The organism is Massilia soli (assembly GCF_016809835.1).
Taxonomy (GTDB): Bacteria; Pseudomonadota; Gammaproteobacteria; order Burkholderiales; family Burkholderiaceae_D; genus Telluria_A; species Telluria_A soli.
Genome location: NZ_JAFBIL020000003.1, coordinates 409,315 through 432,469 on the forward strand (window position 1 = coordinate 409,315; position 23,155 = coordinate 432,469).

Consider the following 23,155-nt stretch of genomic DNA (forward strand, 5'->3'; position numbering starts at 1 on the left):
GCGCGCTGCATCCGGTATTTTATCGGGAAATGCTGGCATCGGCAGCATTGGCATGGCATCATCGGCCCTCATTTTTTGACATCCCACCATGACCGCAACTCATCACCCGCGCCGCCTGTTCGGCCTCGACACGCTGCGCGCACTGGCCATCGTGATGGTCGTGCTGCACCACTACACGCTGTTTGTCAGCCGCTCCGATACGACGTTTGGATGGTTCGGCGAGATCGGCTGGGTCGGCGTCGACCTGTTCTTCGCCTTGTCGGGCTACCTGATCGGCAACCAGATCTTCGCGGCGATGCGCAGCGAGGCCGGCTTCTCGCTGCCGCGCTTCTACGCGCGCCGCTTCCTGCGCACGCTGCCTGCGTTCTATGTGGTCGTGGCGCTGTACGCCTTGTGGCCGTGGTTCCGCAATGGACTCGAGATGCCGCCGCTGTGGAAGTTCCTGACCTTCGTCCAGAACATCAACCTGACGCCAGGTACCGCGTTCTCGCATGCCTGGTCGCTGTGCATCGAAGAGCAGTTCTATGTCGTGCTGCCGGCGCTGGCGATCTTCATCGCCTCGCTGCGCGGTTCGCTGCGCTGGGCGTGGTTCGCCGTCGCACTGGCGTTCGCGGCCGGCATGGCGGTGCGTGCGACCTTGTGGCAGGAGCTGGTCGACGGCAGCGCCCAGCCGGGCCTGAACTACTACAAATATATCTATTACTCGACCTTCTGCCGCTTCGATGAACTGGTCGCCGGCGTCGCTCTGGCGCTGCTGAAAAACTACCACCAGGGGGCATGGCGGCGAATCACCACCAACGGCAATGCGGCGCTGGCGGCCGGTGCGGCGGTGTGCGCGGCGGCGTTCTGGCTGTTCCTGGATGACCGCGAGTCCTTTGCAATCACGGTGGTGGGCTTCCCGATGCTGGCGTTGGGCTTCACGCTGCTGATCGTCGCAGCGCTGAGCGAACGGTCGGTACTGCGCGACACCAGGGTGCCAGGCGCCGGCCCCCTTGCGCTGTGGGCCTACGCGATCTACCTGACCCACAAGCAGATCGGCATGCTGGCGCGCGAACCGTTGATGGAACTGGGCTACGCCCCCGGCTCGCTGGTCGCAATCGGCGTCATCATGGCGCTGTCGCTGCTGTTTGGCTGGCTGCTCTACAAGCTGGTGGAGACGCCGTTCATGGTGCTGCGCGACCGCTATGTGCCGACCAACTCGGCGCGGCCAGCGCTTATGCCTCAGCCTCGATAACGTCGAATGCCGAGTGCATCCCGCCGAGAAAGGCGAGGATGTCGCGCGAGCGTGTCGCCAGGTCGTCGTGAACTCCGCGCTCGATCGCGCCGCGCAGGCCCGGGATGGCTTCCTGCGTATGCGGGCTCTGGTAAGCGTTGATCAGCATCGCCACCAGGTCGACCGGATTGCCGCACGAGCGGCGCATGCGTGTTTCGATCACGGCCAGCAGGGCGCGCTGCATGCCGGGCGTGGGATTGACGATGTAGGTGAAGACGGTCGGCGTATTGGAGATCGACTCGCACATCGAGCGTTCGATGGCGTCCGGTTTAAGGTCCGATGCGATATCGAAGTAAGCGGGATTCCAGTGCGTGCGCGCGTATGGATGGCGCGCCGGGAACGAACTGACGGTCTCGAACCCGCAGGCGCGGCTGGCCCAGGCAAGGGCCTCAAGGATTTTTGGAAGCAGTGGCATGGCGCTAGTTTATCCCATGCCACTGCCGGGTGCTGCGATTCAAGCCGCGAAGCGGCCGGCCCGGTAGTCGTCCATCGCCTGGATGATCTCGGCCTGGGTGTTCATCACGAATGGCCCGTACTGCGCGATCGGCTCGTTGAGCGGCCGGCCGGCCACCACGATGAAGCGGCTCTCCTTCGGCGCCACGATGCGCACGCCATCGGCATCAGCGTCGTTGGCCAGGATCGCCATGCGCGCTTCCGGAACACAGCTTTCATCAACCACCAGGTGCCCGCGGTACGGGTAGACGAAGGCGTTGTGCCCCGCCGGCAGCGGCAGGTCGAAGCTGGCGTTGGCCGGCAGCGTCACGTCGAGGTACAGCGGCTCGGTCCCGGAGCGCTGGACCGCGCCTTCCACGCCATGCGTGGCGCCAGCGATCACCTTGACCTGGGCTCCCGACGTGGTGGTGAAACGCGGTACTTCTCCCGTTGGAATGTCGCGGTACCACGGTTCCATCATCTTGTCGGTCGATGGCAGGTTAAGCCACAGCTGGAAGCCTTCCATCAGGCCGTCGGTCTGCTCCGGCATTTCGGAGTGGGCCACGCCGCGGCCAGCCGTCATCCATTGCACGCCGCCATCGGTGATCAGGCCTTCATTGCCGGCGCTGTCCTTGTGGCGCATGCTACCGGTCAGCATGTAGGTGATCGTCTCGAAACCGCGGTGCGGGTGCTCAGGGAATCCGGCGATATAGTCGCCCGGCTTGTCGCTGCCGAACGCGTCGAGCATCAGGAACGGATCGAGGCGGCGCTGCAGCGGCTGTGTGAGGACGCGGTTGATTTTCACGCCCGCGCCGTCAGTGGTCGGCTGGCCGTTGACCAGGCGTTCAACGCCGCGGCCACGGCTCACGCGCTGGTTGGTCACTTGTTGAGTCATCACATTCTCCTTGTCAGCGCCGCCCGGCAGTCAGGCGACTTCTTTAATCTGCTCGTTTGCGTCTGCAATCGCTTTGGCCACCGCTTCCGGGCCCATGCCGTGACCTTCCGAGTACACGAAGCTCACATCGGTCAGCCCGAGGAATCCGAGCATCGTCTTCAGGTAGGGCACCTGCGAGTCGCTGGCGCCATTTTTGTGCACTCCGCCACGCGCCAGGGCCACGTAGACCTTCTTGTTCTTCAACAGGCCTTCAGGACCTTCGGCGGTATAGCGGAAGGTGACGCCGGCGCGCGCCAGTGCGTCGAACCAGCTTTTCAGCTGCACGGTGATGCCGAAGTTGTACATCGGGGCGCCAATCACAATGGCATCTGCTGCCTGCGCCTGGGCGATGAGCGCGTCGTCCAGCGCCACGCGGGCGGCTTGTTCAGGCGTGCGCTGGTCGGCAGGGGTGAACAGGGCGCCCAGGGTCGGTTCGTCGATTGCCGGGTGCGGGTTGGTCGCCAGATCGCGGCGCACCAGGGCGGCGCCGGGGTTGGCCGCCTGCAGGCGGGCGACGATGGCGTCGGCCACGCGGGTGGATTCGGAACCGGTCGAACGGGCGCTGGAGTTGATTTGCAGGATGTTCATTGTGTGTCCTTTACGGGTTGAAGTGCGATGGAGTACACTTTAGGCGTTCCAAAAACAATCCGGAAGCCCTTAAAATGGATAAGATTATTCCATCAGTGGCACAATCAAATGGACCTTGACCCGAACGACCTGCTGCTGTTTGCCCGTATTGTCGAGGCCGGCAGTTTCAGCCAGGCGGCGCTGCGCGTGCAGCTGCCCAAGTCGACCGTATCGCGCCGGCTTGCGCTGCTGGAGGCGAAGCTCGGCGAGCGGCTCCTGCAGCGCACCACGCGCAAGCTGGTGGTTACCGAATTCGGCGCCAGCCTGCTGGAGCACGCGCAAAAAGTGGTCGAGGAGGTCGAGGCAGTCGGCGCGCTGGCGCAGCACCGCCAGCAGGCGCCGAGCGGGCGCCTGCGCATCTCGGCGCCCGGCGACTTCGCCAACATCGGGCTGACCGCGGTGATGACCGAGTTCATGGCGCGCTATCCGGCGGTGACGGTGGAGCTGGACCTGTCGCCGCGCCGGGTCGACCTGGTGTCGGAGAACTTCGACATCGCGATCCGCATGGGCGACCTGCCGGAAGATTCCACGCTCAACGCGCGCCGCGTGGTCCTTGAGCGCATGGGCCTGTACGCCGCGCCGTCGTATGTCGCGGCGCGCGGCATGCCGGCCCATCCCGACGAACTCGAGCAGCACGACTTGCTATGCCTGCTAAGCCGCACCGGCGGGCCGGCGCCCTGGGTGCTATCGAACGCGAAGGTGCAGTGGGAACGCCCGCTGGCGGCGCGGATGACGGCCAACTCGCCCGATCTGCTGGCGCGCATGGCGGTCGCCGGCGCCGGCATCGCGGCCAGTTCCGACTTGTTCGCAGGGCAGTTCATGGACAGCGGGGAGCTGGTGCGGGTGCTGCCGGACTGGCATCTGCCGATTGCCACCGGCTGGGCGGTGTTCCCGGGACGGAGGCTGATGCCGGCCAAGACGCGCGCGTTCCTCGATTTGATGGAGGTGACGTGCTGCGAAGAGGCCAAGAAGCGGGGCGAGGCGGGCGTGGCTTAGCAGCGGAAAACGGCGGATGCGCTTATCCGCCGCTTCGACTTCAACGCGCCGGGCGGTTCCCCATCATCTCGCCCAGGCGGATGCTGCGCTCGGGCGCCCACAGCGGATTGAACTTGATGGTATCGGGCTTGAACAGCATCACAATGGTCGATCCAAGCAGGAAGCGGCCCATCTCTTCACCCTTCTTCAGCACGATCTGCTGGTCGTCGTAGCGCCATTCGCACACCTTGCTTGCCCGCGGCGGGTTGACCACGCCATGCCACACGGTGGCCATGCTGCCGACGATGGTGGCGCCGACCAGGGTCAGTACAAATTCGCCGAACTCCGGCGACTCGAATACGCAGACCACCCGCTCGTTGCGCGCAAACAGTCCCGGAATACCGCGCGCGGTGGTCGGGTTCACCGAGAACAGCGCGCCCGGGACATAGATCATGCGCGTCAGGCGGCCATCGCAGGGCATGTGCAGGCGGTGATAATCCTTCGGGCTCAGATACAGATTGGCGAAGTGGCCGTGCTGGAAATGGGACGCCAGCGACGCGTCGCCGCCGACCAGTTCCGTGGTGGTGAACTTGTGGCCCTTGGCCTGGAAAATCTGGTGGTCGTCGATCTGGCCGAACTGGCTGATGGCGCCGTCGACCGGGCAGATGAAGTCGGCATTGGCCAGCGGGCGCACGCCCTCGCGCAGCGGCCGGGTGAAGAACTCGTTGAAGCTGGTGTAGCTTTCGATATCCGGATTGACCGCCTCGTCCATGTTGACGCCGTACTTGCCGACGAACCAGCGAATCAGGCCCGTGGTCATGGCGCCGCCCTTGGCGCCGGCAACGCGGCCGGCGAGCGTGGTCATGGCCTGTTTAGGCATAAGGTACTGCGGCAGGACTTTAAGGCGAGACACGATAGCTACCTGTAATCAAGACAATCCTGAATTATGCCTATACTCGGCAAGAATGGCGAATTTATTGCTGTCGACCAATTAGCGTTCTAGCCCTTGACGCGGTGCGTCCTGAAGTAGCGTACCGCGATAAGGATCGCGCAGGCCTGCAGCAGCGCGCATGCGAAGAACGTGCTGCCGATGCGCCAGTCCTGCTGCGGCAAGCGGCTGGTCAAGCCGAGGATGGTGGTGCCGGCCAGCGGCATGATGATGATGCCGACGCTGGTGATCGACTGCAGCGATCCCATCAGCTCACCCTGCTCGTTGGCCGGCGAGGCCTTCGAGATGATGCCCTGCAGCGCCGGGCCGGCGGCGAATGCCAGCAGGTTACATAAGATAAAGACGTACATCATCCAGCCCTGGGTCGCCAGGCCGTACAAGAAATAGGTGATGCAGCCCGACCCCAGCCCAAGCAGCGACAGGCGCACTTCGCCGAAGCGGCGGATCAGGATGCCCAGCAGGCCGGCCTGCACCACGGCGGCGGCCAGGCCCACGCAAAACAGCGCGATGCCGTTCTCGCGCGGGGTCCAGTCGAAGCGGAACGTGGTGTACAGCACCCAGGTCGACTGCAGCGCCATCTGCGCGAACACCATCAGCGTGTAGACGTAGACCAGGCCGCGGATGTCGGCGCGGCGGAACAGCTTGAGGATGGCCGTGAACGGGTTCAGGCGCGCCAGCGCGAACGGCGCGCGCTGCGACAGGTCGAGCGACTCGGGCACCGCGAAGTAGCCATACACCAGGTTGGCCGCCGACAGCGCCGCGGCCACATAGAACGGCAGGTGCAGGTTGACGTCGCCCAGCAGGCCGCCCAGCATCGGGCCGCAGATGAATCCCAGCCCGAACGCGGCGCCGATCTTGCCGAAGCTCTTGGCGCGGTTGTCGTGGGTCGAGATGTCGGACGCATAGGCCGAGGCGACCGACATGCTGGCCGACGACATGCCGCCAATGACACGCGCGATGAACAGCCACGCCAGGCTCGGGGCCCATGCGGTGATCAGGAAGTTGACGCACATGCCCGCCATCGAATACATCAGCACCGGACGGCGTCCGACCCGGTCGCTCAGCGCGCCGAGCGCCGGCATGAAAATGAACTGCATCAGCCCGAAGACCATCGTCAGCACGCCGAACCACATCGCTTGCTGGTCGCGCGCGGCGACAAATTCACCCACCAGCAGCGGCATCACCGGCACGATCAGGCCGATGCCGAGCATGTCGATGAAAATGCAGACGAGGACAAAGTTGAGGTTGCCGGGGCGCGGGAGGGTGCTGGCTGGGCTGCTGGTCATGGACGGTCAGCCCATCGATTGGGCGTAAAAAACGTAGCAGTATAGTAACGCAGGAACAGGCTCCGCGGGACGGCCGCCAGCCTTATTGCGCGAGCGCCGCGGCGCGTTGCGACAGTGCGTCGGCGGCGGCGTTCTTGTGGCGCGGGATCCAGCGCAGCGATACGCCGTCCAGCTGCGCGAGCAAGGCGTGCGCGGCCGAGCGGTATTCTTCCAGCGATGCTGCCGCGTCCAGCGCCGGGCCGTTGACGTCGTCGATCACGACCCGGCTGTCGCCATAGACGACCAGGCCGGAGGCGCCCGCTTGCACCGCAGCCTCCAGCACCGCGATCAGGGCGCGGTACTCGGCCTCGCTGCTGTTGCCGTAGCCAGCCGCTTGCGACACTTCGACGCTGACGCCGGCCGGCCCCAGCAGCAAGGCCCCGATGCCGCAGCGCCCCGGGTTCGGGTGGGCCGAGCCGTCGAACCAGGCGCGCCATGCGGCAGGCGGACCCTGGTGCCTGGCCTTGCGGCTGGCCTCGATCGCCGCCTTGCGCTCGGCGCGCGCAAGGATTCTTGCCGCATCGGCCTGGCGCAGCGCGCGCCGGTCAGCCAGCAGCGCCGCCAGGCCGGCGAGGCCGGCAGCGGCGGTCAGGACGCGGCGCAGCGCCTCGTCTTCGCTGATGCCGGCCGAGGCCGCAAGTTTGCGGCTGGCGCTGAGTTCGGATTTGTAGGCGGCGTGCTGCAACGGCGGTGGCTGGTTCATGCCCGCAGCATAGCGTTTTTGCGGCCAATTGAATACGCTCATCAAACTGGCCGAACTTTCGACGCGCCGGTGCGATCTGATCCATGACGCAGCGCGCAGTCGCCGCTCGTGAACGTGCCGGAGTTATCAATGGAAACAATCGCTGGTGTCGACGCCTTGCTGCTTTCCAGGATCCAGTTCGGGTTTACGATTGCTTTCCACATCATTTTCCCCTCGTTCACTATTGGCTTGTCGGCCTTCATTGCCACGCTTGAGCTGTTGTGGATGCGCACCGGCAAGCCGCACTATCAGACGCTGGCGCGGTTCTGGACCAAGATCTTTGCGGTGTCGTTCGCGATGGGCGTGGTATCGGGCATCGTCCTCGAGTATCAGCTGGGCACCAACTGGAGCCGCTTTGCCCAGATGTTCGGCAACACCCTCGGTCCGCTGTTCGGCTACGAGGTGCTGACGGCCTTCTTCCTTGAAGCGAGCTTCCTCGGCATCATGCTGTTCGGCTGGAACCGGTTTCCGCCGTGGCTGCACACGATGGCCTCGATTTTCGTCGCGCTCGGTACCGCGCTGTCGGGCTTCTGGATCCTGTCGGCCAACAGCTGGATGCATACGCCGGCCGGCTTTGCGATGGAGAATGGCATCACCATCCCGGTCAGCTGGTTCGAGATCATCTTCAACCCGAGCTTCCCGTACCGGTTTACCCACATGATGATCGCGACCTACCTGACGACCTCGCTCGTGGTGGCGGCAACCGGAGCGCGCTACATGCTGGACGGGCGCTTCCGCACCGAGGCGCGAGCCATGCTGCACATGGGCCTGGGCATGCTGGCCGTGCTGGCGCCGCTGCAGGCGTTCGTCGGCGACCTGCACGGGCTGAACACGCTGACATACCAGCCGGCCAAAATCGCCGCCATCGAGGCGCACTGGGACGGATCGAAACCGGCGGCGCTGGTGCTGTTTGCCTGGCCAGACGCCGAGGCCGAACGCAATCTCGCCGAGGTGTCGATTCCCGGCCTGGCCAGCCTGATCGTGACGCACAGCATGGACGGAACATTCAAAGGGCTGAAGGATTTCGCGCCTGAGGACCGGCCCCCGGTATGGCCGGTGTTCTTCAGCTTCCGCATCATGGTTGGGCTGGGCGTGCTGATGATACTGACCGGCATTATTGGCGTGTCCCTTTGGTGGCGCAAGCGGCTCGACCAGGCGAGGTGGTTCATGCAGCCCCTTGCGCGGGCATGGCCGGCCGGTTTCATCGCGCTGCTGGCGGGCTGGATGGTGACCGAGATCGGCCGCCAGCCGTGGGTCGCCACCGGCGTGTTGCGGACCAGGGATGCGGTCTCGCCGGTCGCGGCCGGCGCCGTGATGACGTCGCTGGTGCTGTTCGTGCTGGTGTACGGCGTGGTGTTCTCGATCGGCATCTGGTACATCAACAAGATGATCGGGAAGGGACCCCAGCCGAGTTTGCCAGGCCCTGAAACCTTGCCCAACCGGCCGCTTGCGGGCGGGCGGCCAGCGCAGGCGCAGGAGCCAGCGACATGACCGATCTCGCATACACCTTGCCGGTCATCCTGGCCCTGGTGCTGGGTGTCGGCGTCGCGATGTACATCGTGCTCGACGGTTTTGACCTTGGCATCGGCATCCTGTTTCCTTTTTTTAGCGAGGAGGCCGAGCGCGACCAGGTCATGAATTCGGTCGCGCCATTTTGGGACGGCAACGAGACCTGGCTGGTCCTGGGCGGCGTTACGCTGTGGGCGGGCTTTCCCAACGCCTTCGCGGTGATCCTGCCGGCCATGTATCTCCCGGTGCTGGTGTTGCTGCTGGCGCTGATCTTCCGTGGCGTGGCGTTTGAGTTCCGCTGGGTGGCCAAGCCCCATCACCGCGCGTGGGACGCGGCGTTCGCAGCCGGCTCGACCCTGGCGGCGTTCGCCCAGGGGCTGATCCTGGGCGGGGTGCTACAGGAGATCAAGGTTGTTGACGGACAGTTCGCCGGTGGATCGTTCGACTGGCTCACGCCGTTCTCGATCATGTGCGGGCTCGGCATCGTCGCAGCGTATGCGCTGCTGGGCGCGACCTGGCTGCTGTTCAAGACTGCCGGCGATGTCGAGCGGCATGCGCGCCGCATGGCCGGGCCGCTGCTGGGGGCGCTGGTCAGCTTTATCGTGGTGGTCAGCATCTGGACGCCATTGCAGATCGACCGCATCGCCCAGCGATGGTTGAGTTTGCCAAATCTCTTCTTCCTGGCCCAGGTGCCGGTGGCGACGGCCTTGTTCTCATGGCTGTGCTGGTACGGCATCCGTCAAGGAAGGACCCTGTTGCCGTTCGGTTCGGCGATCGCGATTTTCCTGCTGGCCTTTGGCGGACTGGTGGTGTCGAACGTGCCGTATCTGGTGCCGCCGGCCATGACGGTGTGGGACGCGGCGGCGCACCCATCGTCGCAGATGTTCTACCTGATCGGCGCGTCGATCCTGTTGCCGGTGATTCTGGCCTACACGGTGCTGGTGTTCTGGCTGTTCCGCGGGACGGTCAACGCCGATGAGGGATATCACTAGGTTTTGAAAGGCCCAGTAAAAAAGCCACCACGACTCCTGCCGTGGTGGCTTTGCGCCGTTGCCGGCTAGCGCTTAATAGCGGCGCTCGTTGTCAGGGCGGCGATCCTGCTCGTTGCGGACGCCATCGCCATCGCGGTCGCCGTCGCGGCGGTTCGGCACGCCATCGTTGTCGCGATCGCGGTCGTAGCGGTCATCCATGCCGTCATTGTCGCGGTCATAGCGGTCGCCACGCTCCAGGCGGTCCGGGATGCCGTCGCGATCGCGGTCGCGGCCGCCGCGTTGCGACCAGCGCGGCTGTTCGAGGAACCAGCGGCCGTTGCGCTCACGCCATTCATGCGGACGGTAGACATAACCCGGACGGGCCACGATCCATTCGCCCCTCATCCATTCATAGCGGCCACGGCGCCATTCCCAATGACCCGGCTCCCAGATATAGCCCCGGCGTGCGCTCGGAACGCGCTCATAGCGGGGCGCAGGCGGTGCGCGGCGGATATCCGCATAGCCGCGGTCGTTGACGACTACCCAGCCGCCTTGCTGCAGGCCATAGCCGCGGTCGCTGCGTTGCCATTCGGCAGGGCGCCATGCATAGCCGTCACGGGCCCGTTCCCAGTGGCCGGAAATCCATTCGTGGCGGTTGCCGTTCCAGTTCCAGAAACCTGGCGCCCAGACATAGCCTGCGCGTGGTGGCGGAACGCTTTCAAAGCGTGGGGTCGGCGGGGCCGAGCCGATGATGACGGTGTAGTCGGACTGGGCGACTGCCATGGACGGCAGGTAGGCGGCAGCACCGATCGCAATCAGGGTGGCGAGTGTGAGTGTACGTTTCATATTCTTGATCCTCCGTGGAAAGGCGTGAGATCAATATAGCAAACGTCCTCTAAGAAATAGTGCACACGATTCAACAACTTACAACTGAAACAGATTTCGGCGGGGTTTGTCTGCCTTTGTTACAACTGGTGTAGGAGCGGGTGCCGTCGCGTGCCGGCTTTTGTCTTACTGTCGAGCACGCGAGGGCATGCCGGGATCAAACGCCGCCCCGCGAAGCGACCTTGAACGATGCGTCGCGGGCTTCCTGTTCCAGCGACTGGCGCTTTTCTTCCTCGGTCATGCGGCGGGCGCTGACCACCACCACAGGGATGACTTGCTGGCTGGCAACCGCCGCCGGTGGCGTACGGCTGGCGTTCGCCTCGGGCAGCACATCGACGAGCACGCTGGCTGGGCCGGCGATGGCCAGCGAGACGAGGAAGACGGCTTCCATGTTGTTGAGGATGTTCATGGTGTGGTTCCTTTCAATGTTGGTTTCGATGGAGTCACTGTAGCTAAAGGCGCGCTTCGACTCCATCGGATTGCGACAAGCCGCTGTTTTGGCGGCGCGACCTGCATAAAAAGCGCGATGAAGCGAATCGGCGGGCGGCCTTTCTGCCGCCCCCCGCTAAGCCAAATCGGGCACGGGAGGGATGCGATGAAAAGCTGGCTGACGAACACGCTGGAAGCGGTAACGGCACGGCGCGCCGCATGGCGCCGCGCGCGCAACTTCGCTGCGGCCGCGAAGGGACAGCGGGCAGCTCGGGCGTGGCGCCTCGCCGCGCCGTCGCCGGGGCAGTCGATGGCAGTGGCCGGCATGATCGCGGCGCTGGGCGGCGCGGTCGTCATCGCCAGCCATGCGCGGCAGATGGCCGTGGCGGCCGACACGCGCGGCTCGGCGGCGGATGTGTTCCAGCCGGTGATGCCCGGCGCCGTGTTCAGCGTGCCAGCGGAGGCTGGCGTCTTCATCCAGACATCCGCTGCCGGTACCTTGCTGGTCTCGGCTGGCATGCGGGCCTCGCCGGCGGTCGTCGTCGACCTGTGCCACCAGCGGGCCAGCCCGGCAAGCCGCCAGCTGCTGCCGATCCGCGCCGGCTACCACTTCGCCGACGTCGCCCGGTGGGCCGAACGCAATGCGCTTCGTCCAGGCTCGGTATCGCTGCGCCATGTCGCCCTGGCCGCGCCCGAGGCGGCCGACTTGCCGCGGCTGCGGATTACCGGCAGCGCTAGCGATGGCCGCCTGCAGCTTGAATGGGAGAGCCGCGTTGCGCCGGTTCGCTGGATTGCCGATGCCGCCATGGGCCGGGTGACCGAGGGCGTGCATGGCAAGGGCGAGCTGGATCGCGAGGGCTGGCTGGCGTGGCAGGGGGGCGCGCTGCGCATCCAGCGCCGTGCCAGCCGCGCCTGCGCCGATGCCGGCGACCTGGTGATGCAGGTGTTCCGCCCGGGCGACGGCAAGGCCGCCAGGGCGATCGTGCATGCGTTCCCGCGCGCTGGCCAGCCGATGTCCGCCTGGATGAGGCCGGGCAACTACACCGTCGGCGCCGCTCCCGCCGCGCGGCTGGAAGACCAGCAGCTGTTCCAGCTGCTGGCCGAGCGCGGCCTGGTGCGCCTCGGCGCGGGCGGCCTGGCCGAGCTGGCCCCGCGCGACCTGCTTGCATGGCGCTCCGCGTCCGACGACGCGCGCGCAGTCCCGCTGGCCGGCTGGGGCCACGTCAGGAACGACGCACAGGCGCAAGCGCTGCTCGCGCGCCTGTACCGGATGGCCGACGGCGCCTTTGTGCGCGAACAGGTCAGGATCTTCAACAGCGAAAGGCGCCTGCTGGCCTGGCGCGTGCGCCCGGTTGGCGCGCATGGCGACTGGCAGGCCAGCGTCGGCAACGCGGCGGCGTCGACGACCGGGGCAATGCCGCTGGCCGCCAGCCGGCTGTTCGCCGAGCTGCCGCAAGGCTGGGCGCCATGGACCCGCGTGGCCGCATGGCCGCAGGACGATGGCGCGTCCCGTGCACAGATCACGCTGGCCCTGCCCGGGCCTGCGGCTGGCGGAGAGGTCATCCAGCTGCTGCTGGCCGGGCGCATGCTGTCGGTGGACGGGGCACGCCTGCGGTCAGCGCCGGCCGCGGCCTGTACCGGACGCGCCTGCACGGCGGGCGACGCGGTCCAGCTGCTCGATCTCGCACTGATGCCGGGCGCGCGCAGCATCTCCATCCATGCGCTGCCGCTCGAAATGGCGGCGCTGGCCGCGCCCGCCGACCAGCGCTACCGCCACCTGCGCGTGCATGACGGGCGCCTGGCCTGGCACTCGCTTGGTGGCGACCAGGGCAGGCCGGCACGCCATGCGATGGCCGATGTGCGCCTGGAAGACCGCAACGGCGAAGTCCTGTGGAGCGGCGGCAGCCCGACGCCGGCTGCCATCGACGCCGGCCTGGCTGCGCTGCTGGGCATGCGCAGCGACCATCCAAACAGCATCGCCGGGATGCTGGCGCGGCTGCCTGCCAGCGCGGGTACGCACAGCGCGCGCCTCAGCATCGACCTTGCGCTGCAGGCGGCGAGCCAGCGGGTGCTCGACTGCGTCGGCATGCGCCAGGGGAGAATGAACGGCACGGCATGCGAAGGCGCTGCGCCGGTGCCGAATGGCAGGCAGGCGGGGGTGGTGGTGCTCGATGCGGAAACCGGCGACGTGCTGGCGGCGGCCGGCGCCGGCGCCGGCACGGTGACGGGGGCCAACTGGGACGAAGTCCGCAACTTCGACCGCACCAATCCGGCACGCAGCGCCTTGCGCCTTCCGGCCCTGCAGCACGACGGCGGCGCCCATCGCAGCCCCGGGTCGACTTTCAAGGTGATCAGCGCGCTGGGGCTGGAGCTGGCAGCGCGCCGCGACCCGCAGATCGACGCGCTGCTCGCGGGCCTTCCGCTTGGCGCGATCAACGAGCTGGCCGCGCACAGGGGCTTCGCATTCCAGACCAACGCGGCGACCTATCCGGTCGCCACCCGGCAGGCGCACATCACCAACTTCCGCGACCAGCACCTGGACCGCCGCGCGCAGGATGGCCGCCTTGGCTTGTCGCAGGCACTGACCTACAGCCTGAATACGTGGTTCGCCTGGTCGGGCGAGCTGGCCGACCGCAGCCTGTTCGGCCGCCCCGACGGCGGCGCCCCCGACCTGCACCCGCTGGAGGCCGGCGCGCTCGATAGCGTGCGGCCGGTGCTGGCGATGGCGGGCCGGGTCGGCTTCGGCAAGGCATGGAAGCTCGACGGCGGCTTGCTGCCGCCCGACTTTCCGTGGTCGCAATGGGATGCCCTGCAGGCCAGCGCCGCCCAGGTCGACCCGGTGCATACGCGCCATGAGCTGCGCCAGATGGCGATCGGACTGCGCATGCAGGCCACGCCGCTGCAGATGGCGCTGGTGTCGGCGGCGGTCGGGCAGGGCGGCGTGGCCACTCCGCGCCTGCTGCTGTCGCTCGACGGCCGCACGGCGCCTGAAGCCAGCCCGGCGCCGCTTGGCGTGCGGCTGGACCGGGTGCGCGCAGGGATGAAGGGCGTGGTCGACACCGGCACGGCCGCAGCGGCGTTCAGCGGCGCGTCGCTTGCGCGCATCCGCGCCGGGCTGTCCGGCAAGACCGGTACCGCGCCGACGATCAGCCAGGGCGGGCGCGAGCTGGCGACCGTCTGGTTCACCGGCTGGATCGAGCCGGGCACCTTGCCGAATCAGCCGCGGCGCCTCGCCGTCGCCGCCTTCGTCAGCCACTCGGACGAGACCGGCGGCGCGCGGGCGGCGCCGGTGGTGGCCGCGGTACTGGCATCGATGGAGCGAGCTCGACCATAAGCAGTTTCAACCGTGCCGCGTGAATCTTAATCATATGGCATGATTTTACAGGCCGCCGACCGGGCGGTTCCACTTGTTCTGGACGAGGATGGCATGCGTTTGCCGGGAACCCGTTACCAGGAGCACGGCTGGGAACACGTGCGCAAACTGCTGGGACATTGCTCCCTGCAGGCGCTCGCCGGCGCCTGTCCGCGCCTGCTCGATCCGGCCCAGGAGCAAGCGTGCCTGGACGCCTACCTCGATCTCATGGCTGAGCTGCTGCATGCCGGCCGCCGCAGCGCGCGCGCCACCGCAGCCGGCAACAGCTATGGCGACAGCACGCTCGAGCTGGCCATCGAACTGGTTTGCGAGCTGCAGGCCCGGCCTGCGGACTGGGCGGCCTTCCGCGCCGCGGTGGAAGCCGAGTTCGCGCGCAGCGGCGCGTTTTGGCATGGCCCGGGCGGCGCCGCCATCCTGCGCAAGAAAGTCAACGACCTGTTCGCCGTCCTGCGCGACAAGGTCGACTCCGACAACTACCAGGTTGCCTGTGGCCGCAGCTGCAGCCCGAACAAGATGTACGCCTATCGCATGCTCGACACGGCCAGCGCCGAGATCGCACGCCTGTTCGCCGCGTGGCGCGAAAACCTTGAGCAGGTCTCCGCCGTCATTGGGCGCGAGGTCGAAGGCGTGCCGATCGAGGTGCGCCAGATGCGCGGCGCCGGCGATTGCAAGGCCGCGTGGGTGCTGCGCTGGAGCGAATCGCTCGAACGCTTCGGCGGCGCCCCCGGACCGCTGCATACCCGTTCCAAGCGCTTCGCCAACCTGAAAGCCAGTCCCGAAAAAATCCAGGCCATGCTGGCTGAAATAGGCGAGTACGAAGAACTGTCGTCGAACCGCGACTGCGGCCGCGCGCTCGACGCGAACGAAGCGGCCGAATGGCTGGAAGACCTGTGGCGCGTGGTTGCCGAATCGCGCGCCGCCGACGATACCGGGGAGGAGCCGCGCGAGCCATCGGCCGACGCCGCGCTGTGGACCGCGGAGGCGCTGGCCGGCAGTTCGCTGCCCGTCTACCTCGCCGTGTACCTGAAAATGGTTGGCGCCGACGACGACGCCTATCCCGCTGAATGGCTGGACCCGTCCACCGGCGCACTGCCGACGATGCAGCAGCTTGCCGTGCAGGACCGCATATCGCTGCCGACCTTGCGCAAACGGCGCGACCAGGCAATCGCAAGGCTCATGGGCACCGCCCATCCATAACAGGAGAATCGCATGACCAGCCAGGATACCCAAAGCCTTACCCTGCGCGAGCGCCTGATGCTTGGGCGCCGTGTCGAAGGCGACCGCTTGATGCTGACCGATGCGGCCATCCGCGAGGCGCTGGAGGGCAACCGCCCGCTGGCCCGCGCCGAACGCGAAGCGCTGGAAGCATCGCCCCTGACCTTGCGGCGCTTTCGCCACCTTGCGCTGGAGCGGCGCGCGGCGGAAGCCTGGCTCGGCAGCAGCGGAATGCTGCGCGCTGCGGCCGGCGCGGGACCGCTGACCGGCCTGGCCACCGACGACGGCTGCTGGACGCTGCACTTTGTCGAGGACGGCGAGCGCTGGCAGGTGATCCTGGCGCTGGCTGCCGATGCGCCGTTCGCGGCGCGCCTGATGCGCGATCCGCCGCTGCTGCGCGTACGCGATGGCGCCGGGGCGGTGGTCCTGCAAGGCCATCTCGATGCCGACGGCGAATGCGAAGGCGCGTGGCCGTTTGCCTCAAACCCGGCGCCGCACTTCCAGCGCCATGGCGGCGGATTCGCCATCGAACCTGTGCGGACCTGAGAGCGCGATGGGCATCTTCAGGCGGCGCGAGGTGGCGGACGTTCCCGGGACGGGGACGGTCGCCGTGCGCGTGGCCTCGGCCGCCGACCTGGCGCCCGGTTGCCTCGGGGTCGCCTGCGATGCGCAAGGCGCGACCCGGCGCGTGGCTGCCGGAGCGCGCACCAGCCTGGCGAAGGGCGAGACGCTGTACTGTTTTCACCCGGGCCCGTACACCATCGACCTGGTCCCGTTCGCCGCCGCTCCCGAGGCGGGCTTGCGGCTTACCTTTGTGGTCGACGGCGCCGACCCGCGCGTGGCGCAGCAGCGCTTCGACCTGTTCCTGGCCAGCGAGGTGGGCGCCAGGCTGGCGTTAAGCGACCTGCAAAAGGCGATCGAATCGGCGATCCGGCGCGAACTGGCGCAAGGAAACATCGATCTTCCTCCGTGCGCGTCGCTGGGCGAATGGGATGCGTTTCGCGCCGGTGTGGACGAGCTGTTATATATGCGCTTCGGCGTGACGGTCGAGGACTGCATGCCCGCCGATGTCGGCGATTACCCGGCGATGCTCATGGCCGCGCCAGTGTCCGTGCCGGTCCCAACGCCAATGCCGGCGGCGGCGGCGCAGGCGCTCCGGGCGCCTGGCACCGGCACGCCGGACGCCGACGCGCGCGCGCTGCGCCGGCTGTTCCTCGAGCTGCCGCGGCTCGCATCGGCGCTGCGGCTGGCGACGCTGCCGCCAGGGCAGGACCTGTTCCGCCAGCACCAGGCGCTGCTGCGCCGGCTCGACCAGGTCAGCGTGTCGGTATCGACGATGCCCGCGCTCGAACTGGCAGCCCCCGGGCGGCGGCTGGACGAACGCCGGCAGGCCGCGCGCGCCGGGCACAGCGTGCACGCCCTGGCGGCGCTGGACGAAGCCTGGGCGCTGCTGGCGCGCCTGAAGACCAGTCCGCTGGCGGCCGTGATCGATGACGCCGACCGCATCGTCGCCAACCTGGAACATGACAGCGCGGCGCGCCGGATGACCGACGGGGAGGGAGCATGAGCGAATGCCGCAGCACGCTGGGCGACGGCTCGGTGCTGACCGTGAGCGCCGTGCGGCGCCCGCGCGGCGGGCGGGCCGAGGTCAAGTGCCGCAGTCCGGGCGGGCCAGCGCTGGCCGAACGGATGCAGCAGGTGGCGCGGCTGGCGCGCCTGACGGAAGCGCGCCACGACAGCCGCGACCAGGTGCTGCTGACGATGGACCGCGCCCCCGGCCCGGCGGAGCGCGGCTGGGAACTGGCCGTGGTGCTGGCCGACCGGATGGCGCGCGGCGTCATGCCGGACGCGCCGCTGCATGCCAATGGCTGGTCGGATCACTGGCAGCTCGGACGCATCGACGGCCACACCGGCAAGCCGGCGGGCGCGCATCCGGCGATGCTGCTGGGCGGGCCGGATCACCTGGCGTATCTCGGGGCGCTGGCGGGACAGCCCGACGCCGGCGCGGCGGTGGCGAGCGCGCGCGCCTGGTTCCCGCTGCATAGCGGCGGCATCAACGACACGCTCAGCTGGGTCGAGGTCTCGGTCTATCCGCTGGCCGAACCGGCCGGCGAGGAGGAAGATAGCATCGCCGCCCCGGGGCTCGACCTGACCCGCCAGCTCGCGGTGCGCCAGGCGCTGGCCGGCGCCCGCCGCTTCGATGCCCGCGGCGAAGGGCGCTGGCGCAGCGCCGTGCGCTTTGCCGAGCCTCGCTTCCAGGGCAATTCCTTCGAGCTGGCGCTGGTGATCGCCGACCGCATGGCGCGCGGGCGCGAGTTCCTGGCGCGTGGCAGGGTGATCGCCACCGGCTGCTCGTCCGCATGGCAGTCGGGCCGGGTCGACACCGTGGAGGGCTGCGCGCCGAAGTGCGCGCTGGTGCTGGCGCAGGCCGCCGCGGGCGACCGCGTACTGCTGCCGCGGGCCTGGGAAAGCGCTTTGCCGGCCGGTTTCGCCGCCGCGCTGCGCGCAACAGGGGCCAGCATGGCCTGCATCGACCGGATCGGCATGCCCTGAGCAGGGTGCGCACGCTTGAGCACGGAATGTGAAGCGCGGCGGTCCCTGCTAGAATTAACTTGCGTACAACACATTGCGTCGATTCACCAACCAGGAGTGGCGATGTTTCAGATGTTTGGATTCGGCGGCGCCAAATGTCCGCGCTGCGAGCACAAGAACTCAGGTGACTCCGGGTACTGTTCCCGGTGCGGCCTGACCTTGGGCGCACCTCGCCGCGAACCGCTGCTGCGCGAGAACCGCTGGATTCCCGGCGACGGCGAGCTGGCCGTGTTCTTCGGCGTGCGCGAACTGTCCGGCCTGTTCGTCAAGACACTGCGCGTTCCAGCCGCGACGCGCGCGTATATCTTGCAGCGTGACAAGGCGACCGAAGTGCCGCAGGGCGAATACGAGATCGAAGGATTCTTTTCGCGCCTTAACAACCTGCTGCGCGACCAGCATGCCGAAATCCTGATCACCCGTAGCGCCGCCTTGCCGGTCGAGTTCAGCTTCAGCGACTTGCGCACCGCCGAGCACCTGGCCGTCTCCGCACAATTCCGGGTCAGCCTGAAAATTGACCAGGTGCCGATGTTTGCGCAGCATTTCATGACCGCGCCTGGCACCGTCACGGCCGCGCACCTGCGCGACTTGCTGGCGCCGTCGGTACGCCAGCTGGCTGCCGAATTCGTGGCCGCCCAATCGCTGCGCGACATGGCCGCCAACCGCGACCTGCGCCTGCAGCTCGACGAGCGCCTGCAAAGCGCCCTCAAAATGCGACTGGCCGAATACGGCCTGGCGGTGGTGCAGGTCGACACGCTGTCGCTGCACCACGACAAATTCGACGCCAACCGCGAACGGATCGGCAGCCTGTGGATGGTCACCGACGAAGGGCACGTCAAGCTCGAACACGCAAAGCACCTCGACCAGCTGTACAACGACGAAGAGTGGCAACGGATCCGCCGTGAGGAGCAGGAAGTCAGGCTGCGCTACCGGCGCGCCGAAATCCGCCAGGAAGAAACCGTCGAACGCGCCGAGATGTCGGTGCAGAACGCCGAGCGCGTGCAGGCCATCCGTGCCCGCGAGATCGACCTGTACAGCCGCATCGTCGAATCGAAAAACCGCAAGGAAGCGATCGTGCGCGGGGCCGGCGACATGCTCGCCGAGCTTGAGCACGAACTGGCCAAAAAGGGCAAGGCGCGCGCCGACGAATCGGCTGACTGGGAGCACCTGCGCCAGATCGCGCGCATCCGCATGCACACCGAGCTGGAAGCGGCGCGCCAGGATGCCGGCAACGCGCAGTTGCTGGCGCGCCAGCGCTTCTCTCACCAGCTGCTGCAACAGCAAATCCAGAACAAGATCACCCAGGCGCTGTCGATCGAGGACGAAACGCGCAAACGCGCCGAACTCGCGCGCCTGCACGAGAGCGAGCGCGAGGCGCAGGAGTACGAGCGCGCGCTGGAACGCGAGCAGCAGCGCAGCGGCGTGCAGTCGCTGGCGCTGGCCAACGCGGCGCGCCAGCGCGAGGCGGAACGCGAACAGGAATGGGAAGACCAGGTCGCGCTGGACCGCCAGCGCGACTTGCTGCGCGCCTCCGGCCGGGCCGACGCCGATGCCCAGCATGAAAAGCTGCTGCGCACGATCGAGGCCGACGCGCTCCATACGCGCAAGGAGCAGGAAGCGCTGCTTGACGCCGAGGAACGCCGCCATGCGCTGCAGGCGCAGGAAAACGAGGCGCAGTGGCAGCATGAGCTGCGCCGCATGGACCGCATCGGCGGCATGGACGATACCGCGAAGGTGGTGCTGGCCCCGGCCGCGAACGCGGCGCTGCTGGCCGATGTGCTGAAAACCCAGGTGCACGCGACGATGAGCGCCGGCCAGCTCGAGGCGCTCGGCGGCATGAACCCTCTGGAGGCCGCGCGCCTTGCCGACGAGCGGGTGCAGCAGGACCGCGCCCGGCGCGCGCTGGAGATGGACAAGGACCGGCAGCACCAGGTCGACCTGATGAAACTGCAGAACGACGTCAACAAGGCCGCGCTGTCGACCCAGTCGCAGCTTGGCATCGGCGTGGCCCAGGTGCGCGGCGCGGCGCCGTTGATGCGCACCTGCCCGAACGGCCACATGGCCGGCCCGCTCGACCGCTTCTGCGCCCAATGCGGCGCGCCGCTTCAGCCCTGAGCCGTTCCATGCATACCGCGCACGAGAAAATCCGCGAACTGCGGTCGCTGCATGAAGACGGGCTGTTAAGCCAGCAGGAGTTCGACCACCGCAAGAACGCCATCCTCGACGCAGAATACGCGCTGCCCGAGGTGCGCGGCATTCCAGTGCGCCCTGGCACCGAGATCGGCCTGATGGCCGGCATGGAAGTGGGCCCGCCCGAGCGCCGCTACCGCCTCGAACGGCTGATCGCCCACGGCGGCATGGGCCAGGTGTGGCAGGCCACCGACCTGGCGACGCATGCCGAGCTTGGGCACAGCGCGATGGTCGCTCTGAAAATCCTTCCCCCGCAACTGACCCAAAGCGCGACCCGTGCGCGCCTGCTGGTGCAGGAGGCGACCGAAGCGCGCAAGCTGGCCCATGAGAACATCGTCCGCGTCTACGAATGGGCGCGCGACCCGGCGACCACCAGCTACTTCATCATCATGGAATGCCTTGAAGGCGAGGATCTCGACAGCCTGCTGGCGCGTGAAGGTTTGCTGACCATCGAACGCGCGCTGGCGCTGACCACGCCGATCGCGGCGGCGCTCGATTACGCGTGGGACCGTATCAAGCTGGTTCACCGCGACATCAAGCCCGGCAACGTGTTCGTCACCGCCAAGGGCGAGGTCAAGCTGCTCGATTTCGGCATCGCCGCGCGGGTGCGCCCGGGCACCGGCAACCCGGCGACGCAGGCGCCGGGCAGCGCGGGCACTGCGGGCTACCGCGCGCCGGAGGCCGGCGTGCCAAGGCGCGAGCCGGCGCAGTCGCTCGACGTGTATGCGGTGGCCATCATGATTTACCAGATGCTGGAAGGGCGCCTGCCGTTCCGCGCGCCGCGCGCCGCGTCCGACCAGGCGCCGATGCCCGAGTCGATCAGCCAGGCCCAATGGGCGGTCCTGCAAAGCGGCTTCGCATTCGACAGCGCGGCGCGGCCGCAGACCGTGGCGGCGCTGGTCGAGGCGCTACGCAGCGCGCCGCAGGATGAAGCGCCGACGCCGCCGGTTGTGGTCGATCCTTCCCAGGAGAAGCTGAAGGAGCAGGCGGCGCGGCTGGCCAAGCTGGCGCGCCAGAAGCTGCAGCGCGACGAGGCCAAGCGCGCGCGCGCCGAACAGGATGCGCAGCGCCGCGTGCGCCGCGAAGCCTTGCGCGAACAACTGCGCGAGCGCCGCGCCGCCGAGGAGGAAAAAGCGCGCGTGGCCGAAGAAGAACAGCGCCGCGTCCAGCAGGCCAGGGCGGCTGCCGCCTACCGCGCCGAGCAGCAGCGTACGCGCGCCGAAAACGCCGCCGTCACGGCGGAGCAGCCGGTAACCGAGGCCGCGCAGGCCGCGCCTGAGCCGCTTGCCGAGCCGGGCATCCTGCGCGACCGCTTTGTCGATGGCAGCGGCTACGGCCCTGCGCTGGTCGAGGTGAAGGCGGGGCGATTCCAGATGGGCTCTCCGGAACACGAGCGCAAGAAGGCGATCGAGGCGGGTTCGCAGCTGGCCTGGCTGGAGCGCGAGACGCCCCAGCACTGGGTCGGCATCGAACGCGCCTTCGCGCTCGGACGTTATCCGGTGACGGTGGGCGAGTGGCGCCGCTTCGTGCTGGCCACCGGCTGGCGCCCGCTGGGTGAAGTCAACTGGGCAGCGCCCGGTTTCCGCCAGGGCGAGGACCATCCGGTGGTCGGCGTCAGCTGGGACGACGCGCAAAAGTACGTCAGCTGGCTGAGCCGGCAAACCGGCCAGCGCTACCGCCTGCCGAGCGAGGCGGAGTGGGAGTACGCCTGCCGCGCCGGCGCCAAGACCGCGTTTTCATTTGGCGACAGCATCGACACCAGCCGCGCCAACTACGACGGCAATTACAGCTACGGCGGCAGCCCGACGGGCTTGTTCAGGCAGGGCACCACGCCGGCGGGCGCGTTCGCGCCGAACCGCTGGGGCCTGTACGACATGCACGGCAATGTGTGGGAGTGGGTGCAGGACGTGGTGCACGACAATTACGACGGCGCGCCGCGCGACGGCAGCGCCTGGGAAGAGGGCGGCGACCAGGGCCGGCGGATCTTGCGCGGCGGCTCGTGGTTATACAACCCGCGCTACCTGCGCTCGGCGCTGCGCAACGGCTACTCGTCCGTGCTCAGCAACGACATCGTCGGCTTCCGCGTGGTCCGCGAGCTCGACGCTACTGACAACCCTCCACATAACTGACCGCTGGCTCGATCCCCGAGCGAATCCTGGTGATCTTCGAGCCTTCCGCCTCCATCACGATGGCGTTGTTGCTGTCGACCTTCTTGAAGGTCAGGTAATTGCCATCGGGGACATATTTGTGCGGGCCGACCTGCACCGCCGGATATTTCGCCTTCGCCTGCTCCACGGTATCGCCGACAGCCACGCCCAGTTCATTGGGGATTCCGGCATCGGCTTCGGCGCGCGTGATCACTCCGGTCTCGACCATGAACCTTGCGCCAGGCAGCTTGTCAAACTTCACATAGGTACACGCCGGATCGCTCTCGCCGCGCGACTGCGCTTTTTCTCCCAGCGCTTGTTCGACGTCACTGAGCGTCTGGCCAAACCTTACTGAGCCGTAGCCCTGCGATGTCAGGGCCGGTACGCTGTTGTCCGGCGCGGCTGGTGTGGTGGCGGCGGGCGCAGCAGGCGTGGTCGTCGTCACGGCGACTTTCTCCTTGCAGGCAGCCAGTCCCAGCATCAGTGTCATTAATACAGTCGCGGTCTTCATGGTCATTTTTATCAATCCGAAAGGTGCCTGGCGCGCGCCACGCCGGTTGCGAAAAACTGAGAGTGTCAGGCGCGTGTTC

At 67.6% G+C, this 23,155-nt stretch carries 20 protein-coding genes; 11 read left to right on the forward strand and 9 right to left on the reverse strand.

What is annotated here, in order from left to right:
* Positions 1 to 88: 88 nt before the first annotated feature.
* Positions 89 to 1,234 carry an acyltransferase family protein gene (locus I4X03_RS09320; protein WP_223467938.1) on the forward strand — a complete coding sequence of 382 codons (1,146 nt, stop codon included), beginning with the start codon at positions 89 to 91 and terminating at the stop codon, positions 1,232 to 1,234.
* Here I4X03_RS09320 and I4X03_RS09325 read toward each other — a convergent pair.
* From I4X03_RS09325 to I4X03_RS09335, 3 genes are read right to left on the reverse strand one after another with little or no spacing between them, the layout of a single operon-like run.
* Positions 1,215 to 1,688: a hypothetical protein gene (locus I4X03_RS09325; RefSeq protein WP_223467939.1), complete on the reverse strand. Its 474-nt coding sequence runs from the start codon at positions 1,686 to 1,688 to the stop codon at positions 1,215 to 1,217. The two genes, I4X03_RS09320 and I4X03_RS09325, sit on opposite strands and share 20 nt — an antisense overlap.
* A 39-nt stretch (positions 1,689 to 1,727) precedes the next feature.
* Positions 1,728 to 2,600 carry a pirin family protein gene (locus tag I4X03_RS09330; RefSeq protein ID WP_223467940.1) on the reverse strand — a complete coding sequence of 291 codons (873 nt, stop codon included), beginning with the start codon at positions 2,598 to 2,600 and terminating at the stop codon, positions 1,728 to 1,730.
* Between the two features lie 30 nt (positions 2,601 to 2,630).
* Positions 2,631 to 3,227: an FMN-dependent NADH-azoreductase gene (locus I4X03_RS09335; protein WP_223467941.1), complete on the reverse strand. Its 597-nt coding sequence runs from the start codon at positions 3,225 to 3,227 to the stop codon at positions 2,631 to 2,633.
* Positions 3,228 to 3,335: 108 nt separating this feature from the next.
* On the opposite strand from I4X03_RS09335, the gene I4X03_RS09340 reads away from it, so the two are divergent.
* A complete protein-coding gene (locus I4X03_RS09340; protein ID WP_223467942.1) occupies positions 3,336 to 4,262 on the forward strand; it encodes a LysR family transcriptional regulator in 927 nt (308 codons plus the stop codon).
* A gap of 40 nt (positions 4,263 to 4,302) precedes the next feature.
* Here the strand turns inward: I4X03_RS09340 and asd are convergent, their stop codons facing one another.
* The 3 genes from asd to I4X03_RS09355 all read right to left on the reverse strand — a co-directional run bounded on the left by asd (position 4,303) and on the right by I4X03_RS09355 (position 7,260).
* The gene (gene asd / locus I4X03_RS09345; RefSeq protein WP_502572551.1) at positions 4,303 to 5,157 is read right to left on the reverse strand and encodes an archaetidylserine decarboxylase; all 855 of its coding nucleotides are present in this window, start codon (positions 5,155 to 5,157) and stop codon (positions 4,303 to 4,305) included.
* A gap of 83 nt (positions 5,158 to 5,240) precedes the next feature.
* A complete protein-coding gene (locus I4X03_RS09350) occupies positions 5,241 to 6,476 on the reverse strand; it encodes a TCR/Tet family MFS transporter (RefSeq protein WP_223467944.1) in 1,236 nt (411 codons plus the stop codon).
* Positions 6,477 to 6,558: 82 nt separating this feature from the next.
* Complete coding sequence (locus I4X03_RS09355; protein ID WP_223467945.1) at positions 6,559 to 7,260, reverse strand: ribonuclease HI family protein; 702 nt, start codon at positions 7,258 to 7,260, stop codon at positions 6,559 to 6,561.
* A 96-nt stretch (positions 7,261 to 7,356) separates the two neighbouring features.
* On the opposite strand from I4X03_RS09355, the gene I4X03_RS09360 reads away from it, so the two are divergent.
* On the forward strand, positions 7,357 to 8,748 hold the full coding sequence (locus I4X03_RS09360; RefSeq protein ID WP_370660502.1) for a cytochrome ubiquinol oxidase subunit I: 1,392 nt from the start codon (positions 7,357 to 7,359) through the stop codon (positions 8,746 to 8,748).
* Positions 8,745 to 9,758: a cytochrome d ubiquinol oxidase subunit II gene (cydB, locus tag I4X03_RS09365; RefSeq protein WP_223467947.1), complete on the forward strand. Its 1,014-nt coding sequence runs from the start codon at positions 8,745 to 8,747 to the stop codon at positions 9,756 to 9,758. The genes I4X03_RS09360 and cydB overlap by 4 nt, the downstream gene beginning before the upstream one ends.
* A gap of 72 nt (positions 9,759 to 9,830) precedes the next feature.
* Here the strand turns inward: cydB and I4X03_RS09370 are convergent, their stop codons facing one another.
* Both I4X03_RS09370 and I4X03_RS09375 read right to left on the reverse strand, forming a co-directional pair.
* Positions 9,831 to 10,583: a YXWGXW repeat-containing protein gene (locus I4X03_RS09370; RefSeq protein ID WP_223467948.1), complete on the reverse strand. Its 753-nt coding sequence runs from the start codon at positions 10,581 to 10,583 to the stop codon at positions 9,831 to 9,833.
* A gap of 196 nt (positions 10,584 to 10,779) precedes the next feature.
* Positions 10,780 to 11,031: a hypothetical protein gene (locus I4X03_RS09375; RefSeq protein ID WP_223467949.1), complete on the reverse strand. Its 252-nt coding sequence runs from the start codon at positions 11,029 to 11,031 to the stop codon at positions 10,780 to 10,782.
* A 186-nt stretch (positions 11,032 to 11,217) separates the two neighbouring features.
* Here I4X03_RS09375 and I4X03_RS09380 point away from each other — a divergent pair, with 186 nt between their 5' ends.
* The 7 genes from I4X03_RS09380 (at position 11,218) to I4X03_RS09410 (ending at position 22,547) form a co-directional block, all read left to right on the forward strand.
* Complete coding sequence (locus I4X03_RS09380; RefSeq protein ID WP_223467950.1) at positions 11,218 to 14,385, forward strand: penicillin-binding transpeptidase domain-containing protein; 3,168 nt, start codon at positions 11,218 to 11,220, stop codon at positions 14,383 to 14,385.
* 93 nt (positions 14,386 to 14,478) lie between these two features.
* The gene (locus I4X03_RS09385; protein ID WP_223467951.1) at positions 14,479 to 15,621 is read left to right on the forward strand and encodes a hypothetical protein; all 1,143 of its coding nucleotides are present in this window, start codon (positions 14,479 to 14,481) and stop codon (positions 15,619 to 15,621) included.
* Between the two features lie 12 nt (positions 15,622 to 15,633).
* Positions 15,634 to 16,185 (forward strand): hypothetical protein, encoded by a 552-nt coding sequence (locus tag I4X03_RS09390; protein WP_223467952.1) that lies wholly within the window; start codon positions 15,634 to 15,636, stop codon positions 16,183 to 16,185.
* A gap of 7 nt (positions 16,186 to 16,192) precedes the next feature.
* The gene (locus I4X03_RS09395; protein ID WP_223467953.1) at positions 16,193 to 17,206 is read left to right on the forward strand and encodes a hypothetical protein; all 1,014 of its coding nucleotides are present in this window, start codon (positions 16,193 to 16,195) and stop codon (positions 17,204 to 17,206) included.
* Positions 17,203 to 18,192 (forward strand): hypothetical protein, encoded by a 990-nt coding sequence (locus tag I4X03_RS09400; RefSeq protein WP_223467954.1) that lies wholly within the window; start codon positions 17,203 to 17,205, stop codon positions 18,190 to 18,192. Before I4X03_RS09395 ends, I4X03_RS09400 begins: the two co-directional genes overlap by 4 nt.
* Before the next feature lie 198 nt (positions 18,193 to 18,390).
* Positions 18,391 to 20,343, forward strand: coding sequence for an SPFH domain-containing protein (locus I4X03_RS09405; RefSeq protein WP_307735352.1), 1,953 nt, complete (start codon positions 18,391 to 18,393; stop codon positions 20,341 to 20,343).
* An 8-nt stretch (positions 20,344 to 20,351) separates the two neighbouring features.
* A complete protein-coding gene (locus I4X03_RS09410) occupies positions 20,352 to 22,547 on the forward strand; it encodes an SUMF1/EgtB/PvdO family nonheme iron enzyme (RefSeq protein ID WP_223467956.1) in 2,196 nt (731 codons plus the stop codon).
* Here I4X03_RS09410 and I4X03_RS09415 read toward each other — a convergent pair.
* Positions 22,522 to 23,082, reverse strand: a complete 561-nt coding sequence (locus I4X03_RS09415) for a hypothetical protein (protein ID WP_223467957.1) — start codon at positions 23,080 to 23,082, stop codon at positions 22,522 to 22,524. The two genes, I4X03_RS09410 and I4X03_RS09415, sit on opposite strands and share 26 nt — an antisense overlap.
* Between the last annotated feature and the right edge of the window lie 73 nt (positions 23,083 to 23,155).